This window comes from Streptomyces sp. NPDC045998 (assembly GCF_056430285.1).
In genome coordinates, this window is record NZ_JBWKLJ010000003.1 from 595,564 (window position 1) to 615,888 (window position 20,325).

Below are 20,325 nucleotides of genomic sequence, written 5' to 3' on the forward strand. Positions count from 1 at the left end.
ACGCGGGGTGGGCCTTTAACCTGCGGGTTTCTGGTCGGCGGGCTTCTGGTCCGCCGGCTTGCCGTCGGTCGGCTTCGGGTCGGCGGGCTTTCCGTCCGCCGGCTTCTGGTCGGCCTTGGCCGCCGCGTCCGCCGCCGCGGCGCGCCGCAGGGCGTCCGCGAGGGCTTCCTGAGCCTTGCCGTACGCCGCCCAGTCGCCCTTCTTCAGCGCCGCCTCGCCGTCCGTGAACGCCTTCTGCGCGTCCGCGATGGCCTGCTGCAGCGCCGCGTCGCCGGTGGCCGGCGGCTTGGTGGTGTCACCCGGCGGGGGCGGCGTGGTGGGCGTGCTGCCCTCCACCCCGAAGACCGCGTTCAGCGCCTTGGCGAGGTTGTCCTCGAACACCGTGGTGTCCTTGGTGGTGTCGCCTTCCGGCTGGTCCGCGTCGACGTACGACACGGCCACCTTCTTCAGCAGCGGATAGAGGGCGTTGCGGCCCTGCGCGTACACCGGCTCGACGTACAGGAACCCGCCGTCGAGCGGCACCGTCAGCAGGTTGCCGTACTGGATGTCGGAGTCGGCGCCCTTCATGTCGCGGACGAACTGGGCGACGGACGGCAGGCCGTTGAGCTTGCTCTGGACCTGCGCCGGGCCGGGCACGTCCTGCGTCACCCGCAGCAGCCTTATCCGGCCGTACTCCTTGCTGTTGGCGTCGGCGTCGACCGCCATGAAACCGCCCAGGTTGGGCCGCCCGTTGGGGGTGAACGTCGTCGTCAGCGAGAAGCGCTGCGCCGTGTCACCCGGCATCTTCATGCTCAGGTAGTACGGCGGAACGGCTTGGCCGTTCTTGTTGGTCGGGTCGTCCGGCACCTGCCAGGCGTCACTGCCGCTGTAGAACTGCGCCGCGTCCTTGACGTGATAGCGGGTGAGCAGCTCGCGCTGGACCTTGAACATGTCCTGCGGGTAGCGCAGGTGCTCCTTGAGGTCCGCCTTGATGGCGTCCTTCGGCTGGACGGTCCCGGGGAACGCCTTCATCCAGGTCTTCAGGACCGGGTCCTCGGTGTCCCACTGGTACAGCTTCACCGTGCCGTCGTAGGCGTCGACGGTGGCCTTCACCGAGTTGCGGATGTAGTTGACCTGGTTCTGCTGGGCGACCACCGCGCGGGTCTCGTTGCCGGCGGTCAGCGAGTCCGTGGTCGTCGTACCCAGCGTCGTACGGGACGCGTACGGGTAGCCGTTCGTCGTCGTGTAGGCGTCGACGATCCACTGGATGCGGCCGCCGACGACCGCCGGGTAGGCGTCGCCGTCGATGGTCAGCCACGGGGCGACCGCCTCGACGCGCTGCTTGGGCGTGCGGTTGTAGAGGATCCGCGAACCGTCGCCGATGGCTCCGGAGTAGAGGATCTGCGGCTCGCTGAAGGCCACCGCGTACGCCGCGCGGTTGAAGGTGTTCTCGAGGCTGACCCCGCTCTTGCCCTTGTAGCTGGTGGTCTTCTCGCCGTTCTGCTCGTAGTCGAGCTCCTTCTGCGGGCCGCCGACGATCGAGTACTGCTCGGTCTTCTCGCCGTAGTAGATCCGCTGCTCGTACGTCTTGAGCTGGCCGGAGGTGGGCAGACCGGCCTCGGTGAAGACGGGCGAGCCGTTGGCGTCCGTCCCCGTGCCCGTGGCCATGATCGCGCCATAGCCGTGGGTGTACGTGAAGTGGTCGTTGATCCAGTTCCGCTTCGGGATGCCGCGGATGTTGAGCTCGCGCAGACCGACGACCGTGTCCTTGCCCTGGTACCGGTCGACGTCCAGGGTGGTCGGGAACTGGTAGTACTTCCGGCGCTGTTCGAGCTGCTGGAAGGTGGGCGAGACGATGTTCGGGTCCACCACGCGGTAGCTGGCGGCCGAGTCGGCGTCGCTGCGCAGCTTGTCCTTGGCCTTGACGGTCGACTTGCCGGAGTAGTTCTCCGGCTCCGCCTCGTCGATGTCGTACGCCTTGCGCGTCGCCTCGATGTTCTTGGCGATGTACGGGGCTTCCTTGGCCTGCTCGTTCGGCTGGACCTGGAACTTCTGCACGATCGCCGGGTACAGCCCGCCGATGAGGATCGCCGACAGCACCATCAGGCCGAAGCCGATGACCGGCAGCTGCCAGGTGCGGCGCCAGAGCGTCGCGAAGAACAGCACGGCGCAGATGGCGGCGATGCAGAAGAGGATCGTCTTGGCCGGCAGGTAGGCGTTGGCGTCCACGTACCGCAGGCCCGTCCAGTTGCCGGTCGCCTTGAAGTCACTGGACTTCACGGCGAGGCCGTACCGGTCGAGCCAGTACGCCACGGCCTTGAGCGAGACGAAGACGCCGAGGAGGACGGAGAGGTGTCCGGTGGCGGCTCCGGTGGCGCGCGCGCCGGGGCTGGTGATGCGCAGCCCGCCGTACAGGTAGTGCGTCAGGGCGGCGGCGATCAGCGACAGCACGGTCGCGGCGAAGCCGAAGCCGAGCAGGAACCGGTACCAGGGCAGGTCGAAGGTGAAGAAGGAGACGTCCAGCCCGAACTGCGGGTCCTTCTGGCCGAACGACACGCCGTTCACCCACATCAGCCAGGTGCGCCACTGGCCGGAGGCGGAGGCGCCGGCGATCAGCCCGACCAGGGCGGTGATCGCCAGGAACACCCACTTCTTGTAGGGCGCCACGCCCATCCGGTACCGGTCCAGGCTCTGCTGCTCCAGCGACATGGCGCTGAGCGGCGGGCGCAGCCGGTGGGCGAGCCAGATGTTCAGCCCGACGGCGGTCGCCATGAGCAGGCCGAAGACGGCGAACAGGCCGATCTTGGTCCACAGGGTGGTGGTGAAGACGGAGGAGTAGTGGACCGACCGGTACCAGAGCCAGTCCGTCCAGAACCCGGCGAACATGACGAAGAGCATGGCCAGCACGGCCAGCACCCCCAGCGTCATGAGCAGGGTGCGGGCCCGCCGGGACGGCCGGCCGACTCTGATCCGTGGCCCGGTCGGGCCTCCGCCGCGGTCCGGCATCTGGAAAGCCAACGTGCGCCCCTCGAAGTTCGCGGTCGTGTCTGAGCGGGCCCAGCGAGCGTAGGGCCCACTGATGCAACTTACTCAGGCTTTACCTAGTTCCCGTATCCGGGTGGAAAGGAGGCAGGATATTGCCCATGTCCAACGTTTCCCCCTCCGGCCCCCCGATGGCCGCCAGTCCGCTCACCCGCGCGGTGCTCGAAATCGACGAGTACGCGTCCGGCCTCGGCTGGGACCAGCCGGCCCGGCTCTTCGCCCTCGTCGACACCGCGCGGTTGCGCTCCCAGGAGCCGGGACTCGCGTCCCAGCTCGGTCTCGACGCGGACGAGGCCGCCGCGCCGCTCACCCCGATCGAGCAGGACGAGATCCCCGCCGACCGGCCCCTCGACGAGTTCCTCGCCACGATCGCGTGGCCGGATGCGGTCGCCGGGTGCGCGATGACGGTGGAGCGGCTGATGCTGCCGCCGTCCGCCGAGGCGTCCGTGCCGGAGGGGCTCGACGAGGCGGCGCTGGCGAAGTGGGTCGCCGGCCACCCGGACCGCCAGGAGGTCCGGATGACGGTGGCGGTGCTGCGCAACGGGGCCCGGGAGTCGGCGCTGCGGCTGCGCGAGAAGGACTCGCCGACGGAGGTCCTCACGGGCGCCGACCTGGTCCCCGGCTTGGCGGAGGCCCTGGCGGCGACGTTCGAGGGCTGAGTCGGCTGCGCTGAGACGGCGCGGGTACGGAGGGGGCGCGGCGGATGCCGCGCCCCTCGTATGTGCGCCGTTCACGGCGCAGGCGACCTCTCTACGGCGTGACAGCGCGTACGGCGCTTACGACGCCGAGCAGCTCGGGAGGCCCGCGGTGTCGCCCTTGCGGACCTTTTCCAGGGCCTTCACCGCACCGTCGATCGTCTCCACCTTGATCAGGGTGAGGCCGTCGGGCGTGTCCGAGGCCGCCGCGGCGCAGTTGTCGGCGGGCGTCAGGAAGTAGCGGGCGCCCGCGTTCCGCGCGCCGACCAGCTTCATGTCGATGCCGCCGATCGGGCCGACCTTGCCCTTCTCGTCGATGGTGCCCGTACCGGCGACGAACGTGCCGCCCGTCAGGTCGCCGGGCGTCAGCTTGTCGTAGATGCCCAGCGAGAACATCAGGCCCGCGCTGGGGCCGCCCACGTCGGCGAGCGAGATGTCGATGGGGAACGGGAACGCGTGATCGACACCGGCCTGGATGCCGACGATCGCCCGGTCGCCCTCGGGTGACTTCTTCGTGGTGATCGTGATCTGCTCGGTGGTGGTGGGCTCCTGGCCCGCCTTCTCCGCCGCGGCCGCCGCCTTCGCCGGGACGATGGTGAAGACGACCTTCTCGCCGGGCTGGTGCTTGGTGACCAGCTTCGCGACGTCCTGCGGCTGCTTGACGGCCGTGCCGTCCACCGCCTTGATGACGTCGCCGGCGTGGAGCGTGCTCTCGGCGGGGCTGTCCTTCTGGACGGAGGAGACCACGACCCGCGACGCCACCGGGATCCCCAGCTGCCCGAGCGCGGCCACCTTGGCGCTCTCCTGGGACTGGCTGAACTCCTCGGCGTTCTCCTGGGAGGACTGCTCCTCGGTCTTGCCGTTCGGATAGAGGGTCTCGTGCGGCACCACGACACTGTCGTGGGCGAGCCATCCGTACACGGCCTCGACCAGGTTCATCCTGTAGTCCGCACCGGTGACCCTGACCGTCGTCATATTGAGATGCCCGGACGCCGGGTACGTCTTGTGGCCGGAGATCTGCAGCACCGGCTCGCCGCCGGACTCACCGAGCGTGTTGACCGTCGGTCCCGGGCTCATCTCGGAGTACGGCACCTTGATGAACACGCCCGCGCAGAGCAGCGCGATGAGGATGAGGGTCGAAGCGAGCATCGTCGCAGTGCGGCGTGGCATGGAACGACAGTACGGGACGCGTCTGTCAGTGCACCCCTGGGGCCGGTCCGTACGGGGTGACTCCCGGGCCCTCAGACGGGGCCGCCGCGGGAGTGGGACTTCTCCATCGCGTCACGGAAGCGGGCGTACCCGGCGAGCTCGGCCACGTCCTCCGTGGTACGGGTGCGCGAGGCCCAGCTCCCCCATATCGCGGCACCGATGGCGGCGAACAGCGGAATCAGCAACCACGCCAGAACCGCCATCGCGACCTCCCGTCCCCATGAGCGAACGCCACCGGCTCACTCGCCACTGGCTGATCAGCAGATTAACCATCCGCCGTTTCAACGCTCGTGCCCGGGGTGCGGTTACGCAAATCGGACGATCGTCCCACCCGACCGGAGCTCCGGTCGGCCTCCGAGGCTCAGCAGGCCCCCACCCACTCCTCGGTGCCGTCGGAGAACCGCTGGTGCTTCCAGATCGGCACCTCGTGCTTGAGGTCGTCGATCAGCTTGCGGCAGGCCGCGAAGGCCTCCGCGCGGTGCGGGCACGACACGCCCACGACCACCGCCAGATCCCCGACGGCCAGATCGCCCACCCGGTGCACCGCGGCCAGCGCACGGACCGGGAACTCCGCGACGACCTTCTCGGCGACCCGGCGCAGCTCGGCCTCGGCGCTCGGGTGGCTGGAGTACCCGAGGGCGTCGACGTCGGCGCCGCCGTCGTGGTTGCGCACGGTGCCCACGAAGAGCGCGGTGCCGCCGGCCGCGTCGTCACCGACGGCCTGGAAGACCTCGTCCAGGGACAGCGGGGTGTCGCGGATCTCCAGCAGCCGGATCGGGTCCGCCGCCGCGTGCTCGCCGGGGTGGTCGTACGTGGGTGCCATACCGCCCATCGTGCCGCACGGCACTGACATCGCGGAATAGCGTTTTCGCCCGGCCCGTCCACGTGCGCGTTGGAGCCTTCTACAGCTCCGGCCGGTCGGCGCTACAGGCCGCGGCGCCTGCGGGCCCGCCGTACCAGTGCCGCCGTGCCGAGCAGCGCCACCGTCGCGCCCGCCGCGCCCGCCGCGGTCGCATCCTTGCGGCCGAGGCGGCGTCCGGCGACCGTGTGGCGGCCCTGGACCTCCTCCAGGAGCGCGGCGAGGACCTCCTCGTTGGTCCAGCGCGGGCGCCAGCCGGCGTCGTGCAGCCGTCCGACGCTCACCACCCAGGGGTGCATCGTGTACGCGAGGTCACCGGCGGGCGACGGCGTGAGGCCGATCCGGTGCAGGCGGGCCGCCGCGCCCAGGGCCACCGCGGACGGCAGCTCCATGCGACGGATGCCGCTGAGCTCCTCGACCTCCTCCTGCTCCAGCCAGCCGTCGCAGCCGACGGCGAACTCCCCCTCGACCTTCTCCAGCGCCGCGTACTCCAGGGCGCTGACCAGGTCCTCGACGTGGCAGAACTGCCAGGTGGGATGGGATCCGGCCACCACGAGCAGGCGCGGCGACTCGAAGTAGCGGGTCAGCGCCGTGTCCGTACCGCCGCCGACCAGGACGGTGGGGCGCACGACCGTGACGTTCAGGCCGGGGTGCGCGCGGGGCGCCCGGCGTGCGAGGCGCTCGATCTCCAGGAGGTCTCCCACCCCGGTGGCCTCGGCGGTGGCCCGCAGCTCGGCGTCCTCGGAGAGCGGGACGTCGTTGTCGGGCAGTGCCCCGTAGACCATGGCCGACGTGCACAGCACCACCCGGTGGACGCCCGCCGCCGCGGCGGCGGTCAGCACGGTCTGGGTGCCGCGGACGTTGTACGCCGTGCGGGCGGCCGCGTCGGTCTCCAGGTCGAGGTCGAGGGCGAGGTGCACCACCACGTCCGCGCCGCGCAGCTTCTCGGCGATGGCCGGGTCCCGGACGTCCAGGATGTGCCAGTGCGCTTCGGAGACCTCGCCTCTGCGCTCGTCGATGGCGATGACCTGCTTGATCTGCTCGGACTCGACGAGGCGCCGGGTCAGCAGGTCACCGACGCCGGAGGCGGCACCGGTGACCGCGACGACGGGCCGGCGGGCGGCGGACTGGGTTGAGAGGTTTCGCGCTGCGCGAACCTGCGGATCTGGGGAACTCACCGGGCGTCTCCAGCGGTTGTCTTCAGTACGTACGTGAATGACGCGTACGTACCAGGTGGCGTCCATCCTGCCGCAGGCCAGGACTCAGTGAAGCACCGAGCCCATGTCCGGCTCGGATGTCTACGCTGGTGGTGTTGTCGGGCAGCCGCCGCCGGCAGGAGCCGGCGGCCCTACGAGCCGAGGAAACCCGTGAGTGACACCCCATTCGGATTCGGCCTTCCGCCGGAGGAGCCGGAGGACGGCGACGAGGGCAAGAAGAAGCCCTCCGAAGGTGACAAGGGTGCCGGTGCCCCCGGCAACCCCTTCGGGTTCGGCGGTCTGCCAGGTGGCATGGGCGGCGCGGACAACCCGTTCGCCGCGATGTTCGGCTCGCTGAACCCCAACGATCTGGGGGCGGCCTTCCAGCAGCTCGGCCAGATGCTGAGCTACGAGGGCGGTCCCGTCAACTGGGACATGGCCAAGCAGATCGCGCGCCAGACGGTCGCCCAGGGCACCTCGGACGGCACCAAGGACTCCAGCGTGGGTCCGGCCGAGCGCGCCGCGGTCGAGGAGGCCGTGCGTCTGGCGGACCTGTGGCTGGACGGTGTGACGTCCCTGCCGTCCGGTGCGCACTCGGCCGTGGCGTGGAGCCGCGCGGAGTGGGTCGAGGCGACGCTCCCCGCCTGGCAGCAGCTGGTAGACCCGGTCGCCGAGCGCGTGGGTGCCGCCATGGGCGACGTCCTCCCCGAGGAGATGCAGGCCATGGCCGGGCCGCTGCTCGGCATGATGCGCTCCATGGGCGGCGCCATGTTCGGCCAGCAGATCGGTCAGGCCGTGGGCGTGCTGGCGGGCGAGGTGGTCGGCTCGACGGACGTCGGCCTGTCCCTGGGCCCGGCCGGCAAGGCCGCGCTGCTCCCGCTGAACATGGAGGCCTTCGGCAAGGACCTCGGCGTCCCGAAGGACGAGGTGCGGCTCTACCTGGCGCTGCGGGAGGCCGCTCACCAGCGGCTCTTCGCCCACGTGCCGTGGCTGCGCTCGCACCTGTTCGGCGCGGTCGAGGGGTACGCACGCGGGATCAAGGTCGACACGACCAAGCTGGAGGACGCGGTCAGCGGTCTGGACCCGTCCAACCCGGAGCAGCTGCAGGAGGCGCTCCAGCAGGGCATGTTCCAGCCGGAGGACACGGCCGAGCAGAAGGCCGCGCTGGCCCGCCTGGAGACGGCGCTGGCGCTGGTCGAGGGCTGGGTGGACGCCGTGGTGCACGAGGCCGCGAAGTCCCGGCTGACGTCGGCCGCCGCGCTGCGCGAGACGCTGCGCCGGCGCCGGGCCTCGGGCGGGCCGGCCGAGCAGACCTTCGCCACCCTGATCGGCCTGGAGTTGCGTCCGCGCCGCCTGCGCGACGCGTCCCGGCTGTGGGCGTCGCTGACGGACGCGCGCGGCGTGGACGGCCGCGACGACCTGTGGCAGCACCCGGACATGCTGCCGACGGCGTCCGACCTGGACGACCCGGACGGCTTCGTCCACCGCGAGCACCTGGACTTCTCGGAGCTCGACAAGATGCTCGGCGAGGCCGCGGGCAACCAGGACCGGCCCGAGGGGCCCCAGCGCGACGACGAGGACGACACCGACAAGTGAACCTGCACGACGACGCCGTCCTCGTACTGAAGGCGTACGAGGACCAGCCCGAGCTGCGGCAGCTCTATCTCGATCACCTGGCGGCGCACCCGGACGGCATGTGGAAGGCGTGCGAGGCCGGGCACCTGACGGCGAGCGCGCTGGTGGTCGATCCGGCGCGCGGCCGGGTGCTGCTGACCCTGCACAAGAAGCTCGGCATGTGGCTGCAGATGGGCGGGCACTGCGAGCCCGGCGACGAGACCGTGGCCGCGGCGGCGCTCCGGGAGGCGACGGAGGAGTCGGGGATCCCCGGGCTCGCGCTGCGTCCGGGCGGGCCGGTGCGGCTGGACCGGCACCCGATCCCGGCGCCCTGCCACTGGCACCTGGACCTGCAGTACGTGGCGGTCGCGCCGCCGGACGCGGTGGAGGCGATCAGCGAGGAGTCGCTGGACCTGCGCTGGTTCGCGTACGACGAGGTGGCGGCGGTGGCCGACGACTCGGTCGTACGGCTGGTGGAGGCGGCCCGGACGGTTCCGTAGCGGCGAGGGGCGGCTGGCCCTGGCGGCCGCCCCTCACCCGCCCACGGCGGTCAGTTCCAGGCGTTGTTCTGGTTCTGGGCGTGCGCGCCGTGCTGGCCCACGCCGAACTGCGCGCCGACTCCCTGCCCGATCTGGGCCGCCTGCGGCGGCATGACCTCGCTGGGCTGGACGAGCACGAAGCCCTGCCCCAGGAAGCTCAGCTCCCAGCCCTCCCCCGTGGAGCCGCGGCGGCGGCGCACGCTGGAGGAGTGGGTCTGGGCCTGCATCTGGACGCGTAGCGACGACGACCAGGCGACGACCGCGTCGGAGTCGACGCTGACGTACTTCTCCGGCGTGACGTGCATCATCAGCGGCTGTCCGGAGGTCATCAGGGCGACCTGGCCGCGGCCGGAGATGTTCAGCTGGTACTTGCCGGAGCCGGAGATGCCGTACTGGCTGTCCACGGCGATGACCTCGGTGTGCAGGGTGGAGTCGAGCGCCAGCACATAGGCGCTGTCCACGGTCATGCCCTCCTGGTCGACCTCCACGACGTGGATGTACTGCGCGAGGTTGGCGAAGTAGACGGTGCCCTGGCCGGAGCAGCGCATCAGGTCCAGGCCCTCACCGGTGTTGGCGCGGGCGCGGCGCTGCGTCTGGTTCTGGTACTCACCGTCGAAGTCGATCAGTCCCTGGTAGGCGACCATGGCCCCCTTGCGGGCGAGGACGTCGTCGTGGCCGGTGAGCGCCACCCGCAGGAGCTGCGGGTTCTGGACGGCGTACCGGTCCTGGGTCTGCTGTTCCGTGTAGCTGAAAAGCGGGCTCTGCATGATGTGTTCTCGCTCCCCTCAGCCCCGGATCCGCAGGCGGTCGGTGCTGTCCTCGCTCGGCTGTACGACGACGATGCCCTGGCCGGAGAAGGCCATCTGGTACGCCTCCCCGCTGCCCCGCCCGATCAGGGAGGAGGCCTTGAAGCTGCGCTTGCCCTTCACCTTGAGCGTCGGCGACCAGGCGACGAGCGCGTCGGGGTCGACGTACGTCTCGTCCTCGCCGCGGCCGCAGTCGACCACGATCGGGGTGCCGCGCGAGGTGAGGGCGACCCAGCCCGTACCGGCGATCTGTACGTTCCACAGGCCCTGTCCGGCGAACTTGGCCAGGCCCTTGACCCTCTCGGCGCCCCACTGGAGGTGCGCGTCGAAGGCCAGCACGTTGGTGCCGTTGACGGAGATCGCGTCGTTGTTGAGGTTGATGACCACGACGTCGGCGCCGTAGTCGGCGAGGTACAGCAGGCCGTCGCCGGAGCACTTCATGATCGGTGCGCCTTCGCCGGTGATCCACTGGGAGGCGATCTGGCGGACGGCGGGCGGGTTCGGCTCGTACTGGACGAAGCCCTCGTAGGACACCATCGAGCCGGTGCGCGCGTACAGGTCCTGGCCGGAGGCCATGGCGACCTTGAGCATGTGGCGGCCGTGGTTCTCCATCCGGGCCGCGACGGGGGTGGGGGCGTAGCCCGCGAGTTGCTGGTTCATTCTTCGGGCTCCCTCAGACCTCGTACGGCTGGACGACGATGAAGTTGCCGGGGGCGCCCCGGAACTGCAGGTTGACGGTCTCCCCGCTGTGGCCGGGGTACGCGTTGCGGCGCAGCCGGACCTGGCTGGAGAGGATCACCTGGGACGCCGACGACCAGGCGACGACGGCGTTGCAGTCGGCGAAGGTGGTCGGTGTGACGGGGAGGACGACGGGGACGCCGTGCGTCTTGACGACGACCGTGCCCGTGCCGGTGAACTGCATGGTGAACAGCGCGCCGCCCGGAATGCCGTGGCCCTCGATGCGGCGGACCTCGTACTGCAGCGACTCGTCGAACGCGAGGACGTTCTCGGCGGAGACGCAGATGCCGTCGCCCTGGAGCTCGATGGGGTGCAGGTGGGCGCCGTTCTCGGCGAGGAAGACCTGGCCGCGGCCGGTGCAGCGCATCAGCTGCATCTCCTGGCCGGTGGCGTTGCCGACGATGCGGCCGGAGAAACCGGCGCCCTTGTAGCCGAATTCGACCTTGCCCTGGTACATGACCATGCTGCCCTGGCGGGCGAGGACGGGCGTGCCGCCCATGGCGAGGTCGACCCGCATGAGCTGCTGGTTCTGCGGGGTCCAGCGCTGGCCGGTGGCGGTTTCGCGGTACTTCTGGAGCGCCGCCTCCAGTCCGGCGCCGCCGCTCGGCGCCATGCCGGCGGGCGGCTGCTGGCCGTACTGCGGCTGACCGTAGGCGGGCTGTCCGTACTGCTGCTGGCCGTACGGGGCCGGGGCCGGCTGACCGTACGGGGCGGGGGCCGGGGCCGGCTGGCCGTACGGCGGGGTCTGGCCGGGGACCTGGCCCTGGCCCGGGCCGAAGTGCGGCTGCTGCGGCGGCTGTCCGTACGGCGACTGTCCGGGCGGCGGCGTCGGCGTGGCCGGCGGGGCCATCGGTGCGGCCATGGTCGGGGCGGCGTGCATGGGCTGCGGCGCGGGCGCCGGGGGCTCCGGGGCGGGCGCGGGCACTGGGGCCGGGGCGACCGGGGCGACCGGGGCGACCGGGGTTCCGAACGACGGTGCCGGCTGCGGCGGCTGAGCCTGCGGCTGGGCAGGTGGTGCGGAGGGGGCGGGCGCGGCAGGTGGGGCGAACGCGGGCGGGGCGAAGCCCGGCGCCGCGGTCTGCGGGGCCTGCGGGGCGGCGGGCTCCTCCTCGGCGACCTCGCCGCCGAAGTTCTTGAGCAGCGCCTCCAGGCCGCCGTCGAAGCCCTGGCCGACGGCGGCGAACCGCCAGACGTCCTTGAGGTAGAAGTCGCCCAGCATGACCGCGCGCTCGGTGCTGAACTCGGCGCCCGTGAAGGCGTACCGCGCCACTTCCTCGCCGCCCGCGACGATGCGGATGTGTCCGGGCCCGACCTGCGACATCTGTCCGGCGCCGTCGATCGTCGCGGTGAAGGACAGCTTGTGGATGTGGGCCGGGACGCGGTCGAGCGTGACACGGAAGGACTCGGTGTCGCCGGCCTGCGGGCCCAGGAGCTGGATGGACTCCTCGGGCGACTTCGGCTGGTTGAAGAAGATGAAATACCGGTCGTCGGACAGCCGTTCGTCGGCGTCGAGACCGAAACAGCTGATGTCGAAGGTCAGACCGGGCGCCGCGATCTGCACACCCACGTACAGATCGGTCCCGGGCGTCAGATCACTGATCTTGGCCTTGTGGCCGCGTTGGAATTCCCTGGCCATGCGTAACGACCGTCCCCCATCCCGAAACATGAATCCGTCGCGCCAGGCTAACGGCTCCCTACGACATCGGGCCAAGCCGGTACACGTTCGGTACAGGATCGGTGAATATCACTCTCCGCGACCGGGCGGTGGATGCGGCAGGCGGGCCGCCGCGACGACGCCTTCGAGGTAGCCGCGGGCCCGCTCGGTGCGGGGGTACGCCTCCAGCAGCCGCCAGAACCGCGGCCCGTGACCCGGCACCAGCAGGTGGGCCAGCTCGTGGACGAGTACGTAGTCGATGACGTACTCCGGCATGCCCTGCAACCGGTGCGAGAGGCGGATGCTGCCCTCCCCCGGTGTGCAGGAGCCCCAGCGGGTGTTCTGATTGGTGACCCACCGCACGGACGTCGGCCTGGCCCGGCCCTCGAAGTACTGGTCGGACAAGCGCGCGGCGCGCTCGGCCAGTTCGCCGTCGCCCGGGGTGCGCTTGCTCTCCTGGGCCGCGAGTTTGTCGAGCATCACGGTCACCCAGCGGCGCTCCTCCGCCTCCGACATGCGGGCGGGGATGAGCACGATCGTCCGGTCGCCCTCGCGGTAGGCGGATACCGTCCGGCGGCGCCGGGAGCTCCTTCGGACCTCGACCGCGCCGGCCCCCGGAGGGCGTGACGGGTCGCTGGTCAGACTGGGCTGCGGGTCGGCGGGCACGCCCCGACGTTACCCGCTGTCAGCGGGGGAAGTCCTCCCTCCGGCCGGGTTCCCGCATGATCCATCCATAGCCCGCACCATTTGAACGACTAAACGACTAATACCTCGGCCCTGTGGACAACTTTCCACCGGTATCGGCCGCGACGGGCATTCTGGCCGCAACGGATCAACGGGGATTCGGGCAGGGATCACGGGGGCGGATATGCATCCGATGGTGAAGCCCGCACTGCGGCGGGCATGGCGGAATCTGCAGTACGTGCAGTTCGGGACGACACCGGCACACGCGGTGGTGCTGGGCCCGGTGGATACGACGACGGGCAGTCTGCTCGGCCTCTTCGACGGGACGCGGGGGCTGGGGCTCCTGCGTGAGGAGGCCCGGGCGCTGGGGCTGCCGGAGGGCCGGATGGAGGCGCTGGTGGCCCGGCTGGCGGGGGCGGGGCTGCTGGACGACGCGGCGGCGGGCGATCCGGCGGCGGACGCGCTGCGCAAGGAGGACGGAGCGCTCGACCGGCTGCGCGCCGACCTCGCGTCGCTCTCCGTCGTCCACCGCGAGCCGGGCGGCGCGATACGGCGGTTGGCGGCCCGGCGCTCGATGCGGGTGCAGGTGCGGGGCGCGGGGCGGGTGGGCGCGAGCATCGCGGCGCTGCTGTCGGCGTCCGGGGTCGGCCGGGTGGAGGTGCTGGACGGCGATCGCGTGGAGCCGTGGGACGTCGCACCCGGCGGGCTGCCGGCCCAGGCGGTGGGCGAGCGGCGGGACGCGGCGGCCCGGCGGCTGGTGAGCCGGGCGGCACCGGCCGGCCGCGCGCCGCGGACCGTACCGCGGGCGGGGCGGCCGGCGGGCTCGGAGCCGGGTCTGTCGCTGGTCGTGGTGGCTCCGCGGGACGGGCTGTCGGCGTACGCCCCGGACCCGTTGACGGCGGACGACTGGGTGGCCACGGGCACACCCCATCTGTACGCGGGGGTCATCGAGGCCACGGGTGTGGTGGGGCCGCTGGTGCTGCCCGGTGGCACGGCATGCGTACGGTGCCTGGATCTGGAGCGGGTGGACCGCGACCCGGCGTGGCCGCGGATGCTGGCGCAGTGGCGCTCGGGCCGGCGGAGCCGGGTGCCGGCCTGCGACCTGGGCCTGGCGACGGCGGCCGCGGGGCTGGCGGCGGCGCACGCGCTGGCGTTCCTGGACGGGGAGCTGCCGGCGAGCACGGGGACCCGCTGGGAGACGTCGCTGCCGCTGCTGGACTGGCGGGCGCAGCGGATCGCCCCGCACCCCGACTGCGCCTGTGGCGCGGCGGGCCGCGGCGAGGGGGAGCACGCCTCGGAGGCCGGGGCCGCGCAGGACACAATGGCGGGGTAACGGCGTCAACGCAGTCATGCCGGAGGCAACGCGGCACGGCGGCCTGGGATGTGGAGGGGCAACATGTCTGATCTTCCCCGGAAGGCGGTCACCCGTACCGCCAAGTTGGCCGCGTTGCCGCTGAGCTTCGCCGGTCGGGCCACATGGGGGCTGGGCAAGCGGATCGGCGGCAAGTCGGCGGAGATAGTGGCCCGGGAGCTGCAGCAGCGGACGGCGGACCAGCTGTTCCGCGTGCTGGGCGAGCTGAAGGGCGGCGCGATGAAGCTCGGGCAGGCGCTGTCCGTCTTCGAGTCCGCGCTTCCGGAGGAGGTCGCCGGGCCCTACCGTGCGGCGCTCACCAAGCTCCAGGAGGCGGCTCCGCCGATGCCGAGCCGTACGGTCCACTCGGTGCTGGAGGAGCGGCTGGGCGCGGAATGGCGCGAGCTGTTCCTGGAGTTCGAGGACAAGCCGTCGGCGGCCGCGTCGATCGGCCAGGTGCACCGGGCCGTGTGGCACGACGGCCGTCAGGTGGCGGTGAAGGTGCAGTACCCGGGGGCGGGCGACGCGCTGCTGTCCGACCTGGCGCAGCTGAGCCGCTTCGCCCGGCTGCTGGGGCCGCTGGTTCCGGGCATGGACATCAAGCCGCTGATCACCGAGTTGCGCGACCGGGTCGCGGAGGAACTGGACTACAGCCTGGAAGCGGAGGCACAGCGGCAGCACGCGGCGGAGTTCGCCGACGATCCCGATGTGGTGGTGCCGGATGTGGTGCACCAGTGCGAGCAGGTGCTGGTGACCGAGTGGATCGAGGGCATACCGCTGGCGGAGATCATCACGGACGGTACGCCGGAGCAGCGGGACCGGGCGGGGCAGTTGCTGGCGCGGTTCCTGTTCTCGGGGCCCGCCCGCACGGGTCTGCTGCACGCCGATCCGCACCCGGGGAACTTCCGGCTGCTGCCCGCGGCGGACGGTGGCGAGGGCGAGTGGCGGCTGGGGGTGCTGGACTTCGGAACGGTGGACCGGCTGCCGGGCGGTCTGCCGGACACCATCGGAACCTGCCTGCGGATGACCCTGGAGGGAGAGGCGGAGACGGTCTACGGACTCCTGTGCGCCGAGGGGTTCGTCAAGGAGACGATCGAGCTCGAGCCGGACGCGGTGCTGGAGTACCTGCTGCCGATCATCGAGCCGGCGGAGGTGGACGCGTTCACCTTCACGCGCGGCTGGATACGTGCCCAGGCGGCACGGATCGCCGATGTCCGGTCTCCCGCGTACCAGTTGGGCAAGCAGCTCAACCTGCCGCCGTCCTACCTACTGATCCACCGGGTGACGTTGAGCACGATCGGGGTGCTGTGCCAGCTGAACGCGACGGTGCGGCTGCGGGACGAGCTGGAGTCGTGGCTGCCGGGCTTCCTGCCGGAGGACGACGGCGAGGACGACGCGGCCGTGGTGGAGGCGCAGGCCTGAAACGGCCGGCGGGGCGGCGCCGGGCCCGCCGGCCGGCGGGCCCCGTCACCACCAGGCGGAGTCGAGTCTGCTCTCGATGGCTCTGAGGTGGGCGCGGGCGCAGTCGTCGCAGAAGTAGCGGCGGCTGCCGTTCTCCACGGAACAGGTCCAGGTCACCGGCAGCTTGTCGGCGGTCTTGCCGCAGCGGGAGCACACCACGCTCTGCTTGCCCTGCGGCTCGGGGGGAGGAGTCCGCTCGTTCACTACGAGACGATAACCCCGCCCGGGCCGGGGCCGCGTGCAACGCACCGCGGGGGCCGGTCCGTTCGGACCGGCCCCCGCGAGGTTCCACTGTCTGGCTCAGTGCCGTGGGGCACTTAGTGCATAACAGCCATGGCCAGAGCACGGCGGGCGCGCAGCGAGACACGCTCGGCGCGGCGCTGCATACGGCGGGCGGCGACCAGGCGCACGGCCTGGCGTTCCGCGTTCACTTCCCGCATGCGCTCGTGCATATGGGCACGGGCCAGGGCTTCTTGGAGGAGTTGCATCTCACGGTTCCTGTTCTGACGCGAGACGTTCGCGCCGATGGTGGTGGCAGCTGGGGTGGTGGCGGAGCCGTTGGGCTCGCTCGCGGAAGAGGACATGGGGGCCTGCTTCTGGGGATCGTGCGTCAGGGGGCGGTCGATGGTTCCGGCAGTGGCGTTCATGCCACGACCGGGTTCTTGCGCGGGCGGCCACGCGGCCGCTTGCGGGCGACGACGACGCCCTGGACGAAGAGCTCACCGCCCCAGACGCCCCACGGCTCGCGCCGCTCCTTGGCGCCCGCCAGGCAGGCCTCCATGAGGGGGCAGGTCCGGCAGAGGGACTTGGCGTACTCGACGTCGGCCGGCGACTCGGCGAAGAAGACCTCGGGGTCGTAAGCACGGCAGGGAACGGGTACGCCCAGGTTCTCGATGGCGTCGTCGAGCGCGGTGAGCGCGGTGAGGGGGGTCAAAGCGGGGTCCTCCGTGAGGCCGGGCGGTGTGATCGTCTGTGAAGGCGGTACGGACGGGGCGTGCGCTTCGAGTTGCACGGTTCTGTCTTCCTCGTCTGGTCGGTCCGGCCTGTTGGCCGGTGGGCTGGTACCGGGTTCTGCCTTGTCCCGAGGCCCCTTCGCTCCGTCTCCCTCATCAGGGAAAACAGAAGGGCCGCGGATCCCGGGTGGGGTTCCGCGGCCCTGAAGGCGCCGGCCTGATGCTGGATCAGGCTGGATCACTCCAGGGTTCGAGCCCACGGAAGGCCCACATCGTGTGGTGGTGCTGCGTCTGCTTCTTGGTTCCGGCACTGGCCGCCGCAAAGGCATAGGCCTGGGCCTGTGCCTTCACTACTGCTGCTTCCAGTGCCTTGGTCGGTCGCTCATTGCGCTCCCGGACGGGAAGATCCGTCGGAAGCATGGCGGGACGCTCGGCCACGAGGCCGGACATACCGGTGCCAATGAACGCCGAACCGGAGAGGCCGAGCGAGCAGGCGGAGACGACCGAGTGACCGGTCAGTTTGGCGGTGGTGCTGATGGGGCTGGTGTTGATGCTGATCACTGGAATCGCCTCCTCTCGGCGTCTTGGGGGGATCGGTTGGAGCCGGTCCCACGCGTATTCGGATAAGTACAGCACAAGGACAGGGCTTCAGAGAAGCCGCTGTTCTCGTGGTTAAGAACCTATGGGGATCACTGCTGTGGGCGCAAACTATTTTTCCGACGAGTTTTCAGGAGTCCTCCCCTCCGCTCTCGCCGACCTCCTGACCTGCGCAAATGGCCAGAACGTCGGCGCCGAAGCGGTCCAGTTTGCGCGCTCCGACGCCCGAGATGGCGGCGAGCTCGCCATCGGTCGACGGCACGGCCTCCGCGATCGCCATCAGGGTCTTGTCCGTGAAGACGCAGTACGCGGGCTGGCCGAGCTCCCTGGCCTGCTCCGACCGCCACTCGCGCAGGCGCTCGTAGAGGCCCTCGTCCATGTCGGAGGGGCAGCCCTCGCAGCGCATGAGCTTCATCTCGCCGGCGTCGGTGAGGGTGCTGCCGCACACCCGGCACTGCACCGGGCCCCGGCGCTTGCGGCGGGAGCCGCCGCTGCCGCGCTCGACGCCGCCGCCCCCGCCGGCGGTACGGGTGCCGGGGGACGCCGAGCCGGGGCGCAGTCCGGCGAGGAACCGGGTGGGGCGGCGGGAGGCGCGGCCGCCGGGCGAGCGCGACAGCGCCCAGGACAGCGACAGGTGCAGCCGGGCCCGGGTGACGCCGACGTACAGCAGGCGGCGCTCCTCCTCGACCTGCTCGTCCGTCTTGGCGTAGGTGATCGGCATCATGCCCTCGGTGAGGCCGACCAGGAACACGGCGTCCCACTCCAGGCCCTTCGCCGCGTGGAGCGAGGCGAGGGTGACGCCCTGGACGGTGGGGGCGTGCTGGGCGGCGGCCCGCTCGTCGAGCTCGGTCACCAGGTCGCCGAGCGTGGCGTCCGGGCGGGCGCGGGCGAAGTCCTCGGCGAGCCGGACCAGGGCGGCCAGCGACTCCCAGCGGTCGCGGACGGCACCGGAGCCGGCCGGGGGCTCGGTGGTCCAGCCCTTGGTCGACAGCACGGCCCGCACCTGCGAGGGCAGGTCGTCGGCGTCGTCGAGCAGCGAGTCGTTCCCGCCGGCGCGGGCCGCGCCGCGCAGGGCGACGCCCGCCTCGCGCACCTCGGCGCGCTCGAAGAAGCGCTCGGCGCCGCGCAGCTGGTACGGCACGCCGGCGTCTGCCAGGGCCTGCTCGTAGACCTCGGACTGGGCGTTGATCCGGTAGAGCACGGCGATCTCGCCGGCCGGCACCCCGGCGGCGATCAGGTCGCGGATGCGGCGGGCGGTGCCCTCGGCCTCGGCGGGCTCGTCGGCGTACTCCGTGTAGGCGGGCTCGGGGCCCGGGTCGCGCTGGGAGATCAGCTCCAGGCGGTGCTCGGCGGCCCGGCCGCGGGCCTGGGCGAGGAGCCCGTTGGCCAGGTGGACGACCTGCGGCGTCGAGCGGTAGTCGCGGACGAGCTTCACCACGGTGGCGTTCGGGTGGCGGGCGCGGAAGTTCAGCAGGTGGTCGGGGGTGGCCCCGGTGAAGGAGTAGATCGTCTGGCTGGCGTCGCCGACGACGCACAGGTTGTCCCGGTCGCCCAGCCACAGGTCGAGGAGCCGCTGCTGGAGGGGCGAGACGTCCTGGTACTCGTCCACCACGAAGTGCTGGTACTGGCGGCGGATCTGCTCGGCGATGTCGTGGCGGTCCTGGAGGATGCCGACGGTCAGCAGCAGCACGTCCTCGAAGTCGATGACTCCGCGGTCCCGCTTGAGCTGCTCGTACATGGCATAGATCTGGCCAATCTCGGCGGGGTCGCGCGGGGCGTCGCGCTGGGCCTTGGCGACCGCGGCCGGATAGTCGGCGGGGACCGTCTGGGTGACCTTGGCCCACTCGATCTCGCTGGTGGTGTCGCGCAGCTCATTGCGGTCGAGCCGGATGCGGCAGCGCGCGGCGGCCTCGGCGACCAGCTGGATCTTGCGCTCCACCAGGCGGGGCAGATCGCCACCGACCACTTTCGGCCAGAAGTACTGGAGCTGGCGCAGGGCCGCGGAGTGGAAGGTGCGGGCCTGGACGCCGCCCGCGCCGAGCTGGCGCAGCCGCCCGCGCATCTCTCCGGCGGCCCGGTTGGTGAAGGTGACGGCCAGCACACTGGCGGGCGCGAGTATGCCCGCCCGCACGCCGTACGCGATCCGGTGGGTGATCGCGCGCGTCTTGCCCGTGCCGGCACCCGCCAGCACGCACACCGGACCGTGCAGGGCCGTCGCCACCTCGCGCTGCTCGGGGTCGAGCCCGTCGAGCACCGCGTCGGCCGTCTGGGGGACCTGCGGGAAGAGAGTGGAGTCCGTTGCTGCTGTCACCCTGCCATGCTGCCAGGTCGGCGACGGCGGTCCCGCCGGTTGTCCACAGGACGGGGGTCCCGGTCGTATTAATCCTCTCGCTCGGCCGCTCGGTGCGACCCCGGGAATGACGGGCGGAGGGCGTACGTTCTGTCTCCTGGTGCCGCAACCGGCCGGCACCCACCCCCAGTGAACGCGAGGAGCGCAGAGACGATGCAGGGCACCCTGACGATGTACAGCACGACGTGGTGCGGCTACTGCCGGCGGCTGAAGAGCCAGCTGGACCGCGAGGGCATCGCGTACACCGAGATCAACATCGAGCTGGACCCTGAGTCGGCCGCGTTCGTCGAGAAGGCCAACGGGGGCAACCAGACCGTGCCGACGGTTCGTGTAGTTCCCACCAACGGTGGCGACGAGGTCGTCATGACGAACCCGAGCCTTGCCCAGGTGAAGCAAGCTCTCGCCGTCTGACGCTCCCCAGCACTGCGCCCCCTCTGGTCGAGGTACCGGAGGGGGCCGCTCTGTATGTAGAGGAGCGGGCAGTGGGCTGCGCACGCCTGCCAACCGCTGCCCGGCCGCCACAGCCCCGTACAGGGATCGCTGGACCACTTCATGCAAGGACGTGCATACCCACGTTCGTGCATGGACGCGTATGCAT

The 20,325-nt window shown here is 71.3% G+C and carries 20 protein-coding genes; 6 read left to right on the plus strand and 14 right to left on the minus strand.

Annotated elements, in window-relative coordinates:
- Positions 1-15: 15 nt before the first annotated feature.
- Complete coding sequence (locus AC07FJ_RS11670; protein ID WP_479048329.1) at positions 16-2,985, minus strand: UPF0182 family membrane protein; 2,970 nt, start codon at positions 2,983-2,985, stop codon at positions 16-18.
- A gap of 137 nt (positions 2,986-3,122) precedes the next feature.
- On the opposite strand from AC07FJ_RS11670, the gene AC07FJ_RS11675 reads away from it, so the two are divergent.
- The gene (locus tag AC07FJ_RS11675; protein ID WP_361419460.1) at positions 3,123-3,680 is read left to right on the plus strand and encodes a PPA1309 family protein; all 558 of its coding nucleotides are present in this window, start codon (positions 3,123-3,125) and stop codon (positions 3,678-3,680) included.
- A 117-nt stretch (positions 3,681-3,797) separates the two neighbouring features.
- On the opposite strand, the gene AC07FJ_RS11680 is transcribed toward AC07FJ_RS11675, so the two are convergent.
- The 4 genes from AC07FJ_RS11680 to AC07FJ_RS11695 all read right to left on the minus strand — a co-directional run bounded on the left by AC07FJ_RS11680 (position 3,798) and on the right by AC07FJ_RS11695 (position 6,962).
- Complete coding sequence (locus tag AC07FJ_RS11680) at positions 3,798-4,886, minus strand: YlbL family protein (protein ID WP_479047816.1); 1,089 nt, start codon at positions 4,884-4,886, stop codon at positions 3,798-3,800.
- Between the two features lie 71 nt (positions 4,887-4,957).
- Positions 4,958-5,128, minus strand: a complete 171-nt coding sequence (locus AC07FJ_RS11685) for a hypothetical protein (protein ID WP_361419465.1) — start codon at positions 5,126-5,128, stop codon at positions 4,958-4,960.
- A gap of 158 nt (positions 5,129-5,286) precedes the next feature.
- Complete coding sequence (locus AC07FJ_RS11690) at positions 5,287-5,748, minus strand: molybdenum cofactor biosynthesis protein MoaE (protein WP_361419468.1); 462 nt, start codon at positions 5,746-5,748, stop codon at positions 5,287-5,289.
- 101 nt (positions 5,749-5,849) lie between these two features.
- Positions 5,850-6,962, minus strand: coding sequence for an SDR family oxidoreductase (locus AC07FJ_RS11695; protein WP_361419471.1), 1,113 nt, complete (start codon positions 6,960-6,962; stop codon positions 5,850-5,852).
- 189 nt (positions 6,963-7,151) lie between these two features.
- Here AC07FJ_RS11695 and AC07FJ_RS11700 point away from each other — a divergent pair, with 189 nt between their 5' ends.
- Together AC07FJ_RS11700 and AC07FJ_RS11705 are read left to right on the plus strand one after the other, a co-directional pair.
- Positions 7,152-8,576, plus strand: a complete 1,425-nt coding sequence (locus AC07FJ_RS11700; RefSeq protein ID WP_479047819.1) for a zinc-dependent metalloprotease — start codon at positions 7,152-7,154, stop codon at positions 8,574-8,576.
- On the plus strand, positions 8,573-9,094 hold the full coding sequence (locus AC07FJ_RS11705) for an NUDIX hydrolase (RefSeq protein ID WP_479047822.1): 522 nt from the start codon (positions 8,573-8,575) through the stop codon (positions 9,092-9,094). The genes AC07FJ_RS11700 and AC07FJ_RS11705 overlap by 4 nt, the downstream gene beginning before the upstream one ends.
- Positions 9,095-9,144: 50 nt before the next feature.
- On the opposite strand, the gene AC07FJ_RS11710 is transcribed toward AC07FJ_RS11705, so the two are convergent.
- The 4 genes from AC07FJ_RS11710 to AC07FJ_RS11725 form a co-directional block, all read right to left on the minus strand.
- A complete protein-coding gene (locus AC07FJ_RS11710) occupies positions 9,145-9,900 on the minus strand; it encodes an AIM24 family protein (RefSeq protein WP_479047825.1) in 756 nt (251 codons plus the stop codon).
- 18 nt (positions 9,901-9,918) lie between these two features.
- Positions 9,919-10,599, minus strand: a complete 681-nt coding sequence (locus AC07FJ_RS11715) for an AIM24 family protein (protein ID WP_361419483.1) — start codon at positions 10,597-10,599, stop codon at positions 9,919-9,921.
- A gap of 13 nt (positions 10,600-10,612) precedes the next feature.
- Positions 10,613-12,313: a TerD family protein gene (locus AC07FJ_RS11720; RefSeq protein WP_479047828.1), complete on the minus strand. Its 1,701-nt coding sequence runs from the start codon at positions 12,311-12,313 to the stop codon at positions 10,613-10,615.
- 108 nt (positions 12,314-12,421) lie between these two features.
- A complete protein-coding gene (locus AC07FJ_RS11725) occupies positions 12,422-12,997 on the minus strand; it encodes a M48 metallopeptidase family protein (RefSeq protein ID WP_479047831.1) in 576 nt (191 codons plus the stop codon).
- Positions 12,998-13,199: 202 nt separating this feature from the next.
- Here AC07FJ_RS11725 and AC07FJ_RS11730 point away from each other — a divergent pair, with 202 nt between their 5' ends.
- Both AC07FJ_RS11730 and AC07FJ_RS11735 read left to right on the plus strand, forming a co-directional pair.
- Positions 13,200-14,348, plus strand: coding sequence for a TOMM precursor leader peptide-binding protein (locus AC07FJ_RS11730; RefSeq protein ID WP_479047833.1), 1,149 nt, complete (start codon positions 13,200-13,202; stop codon positions 14,346-14,348).
- 63 nt (positions 14,349-14,411) lie between these two features.
- Positions 14,412-15,788 carry an ABC1 kinase family protein gene (locus AC07FJ_RS11735; RefSeq protein ID WP_479047835.1) on the plus strand — a complete coding sequence of 459 codons (1,377 nt, stop codon included), beginning with the start codon at positions 14,412-14,414 and terminating at the stop codon, positions 15,786-15,788.
- 45 nt (positions 15,789-15,833) lie between these two features.
- Here the strand turns inward: AC07FJ_RS11735 and AC07FJ_RS11740 are convergent, their stop codons facing one another.
- The 5 genes from AC07FJ_RS11740 to AC07FJ_RS11760 form a co-directional block, all read right to left on the minus strand.
- Entirely contained in the window at positions 15,834-16,031 is a 198-nt protein-coding gene (locus tag AC07FJ_RS11740; RefSeq protein WP_355362632.1) for a hypothetical protein, read from the minus strand.
- A 113-nt stretch (positions 16,032-16,144) separates the two neighbouring features.
- Entirely contained in the window at positions 16,145-16,474 is a 330-nt protein-coding gene (locus AC07FJ_RS11745; protein ID WP_361419501.1) for a hypothetical protein, read from the minus strand.
- Positions 16,471-16,839: a WhiB family transcriptional regulator gene (locus AC07FJ_RS11750; RefSeq protein WP_361419504.1), complete on the minus strand. Its 369-nt coding sequence runs from the start codon at positions 16,837-16,839 to the stop codon at positions 16,471-16,473. Before AC07FJ_RS11750 ends, AC07FJ_RS11745 begins: the two co-directional genes overlap by 4 nt.
- Positions 16,840-17,008: 169 nt before the next feature.
- Complete coding sequence (locus AC07FJ_RS11755) at positions 17,009-17,341, minus strand: hypothetical protein (protein ID WP_479047838.1); 333 nt, start codon at positions 17,339-17,341, stop codon at positions 17,009-17,011.
- 166 nt (positions 17,342-17,507) lie between these two features.
- Positions 17,508-19,688 (minus strand): ATP-dependent DNA helicase UvrD2, encoded by a 2,181-nt coding sequence (locus AC07FJ_RS11760; RefSeq protein ID WP_479047840.1) that lies wholly within the window; start codon positions 19,686-19,688, stop codon positions 17,508-17,510.
- Between the two features lie 192 nt (positions 19,689-19,880).
- Between AC07FJ_RS11760 and AC07FJ_RS11765 the strand changes: the two genes are divergently transcribed.
- Entirely contained in the window at positions 19,881-20,138 is a 258-nt protein-coding gene (locus tag AC07FJ_RS11765) for a mycoredoxin (RefSeq protein ID WP_479047843.1), read from the plus strand.
- The last annotated feature ends 187 nt before the right edge of the window (positions 20,139-20,325 follow it).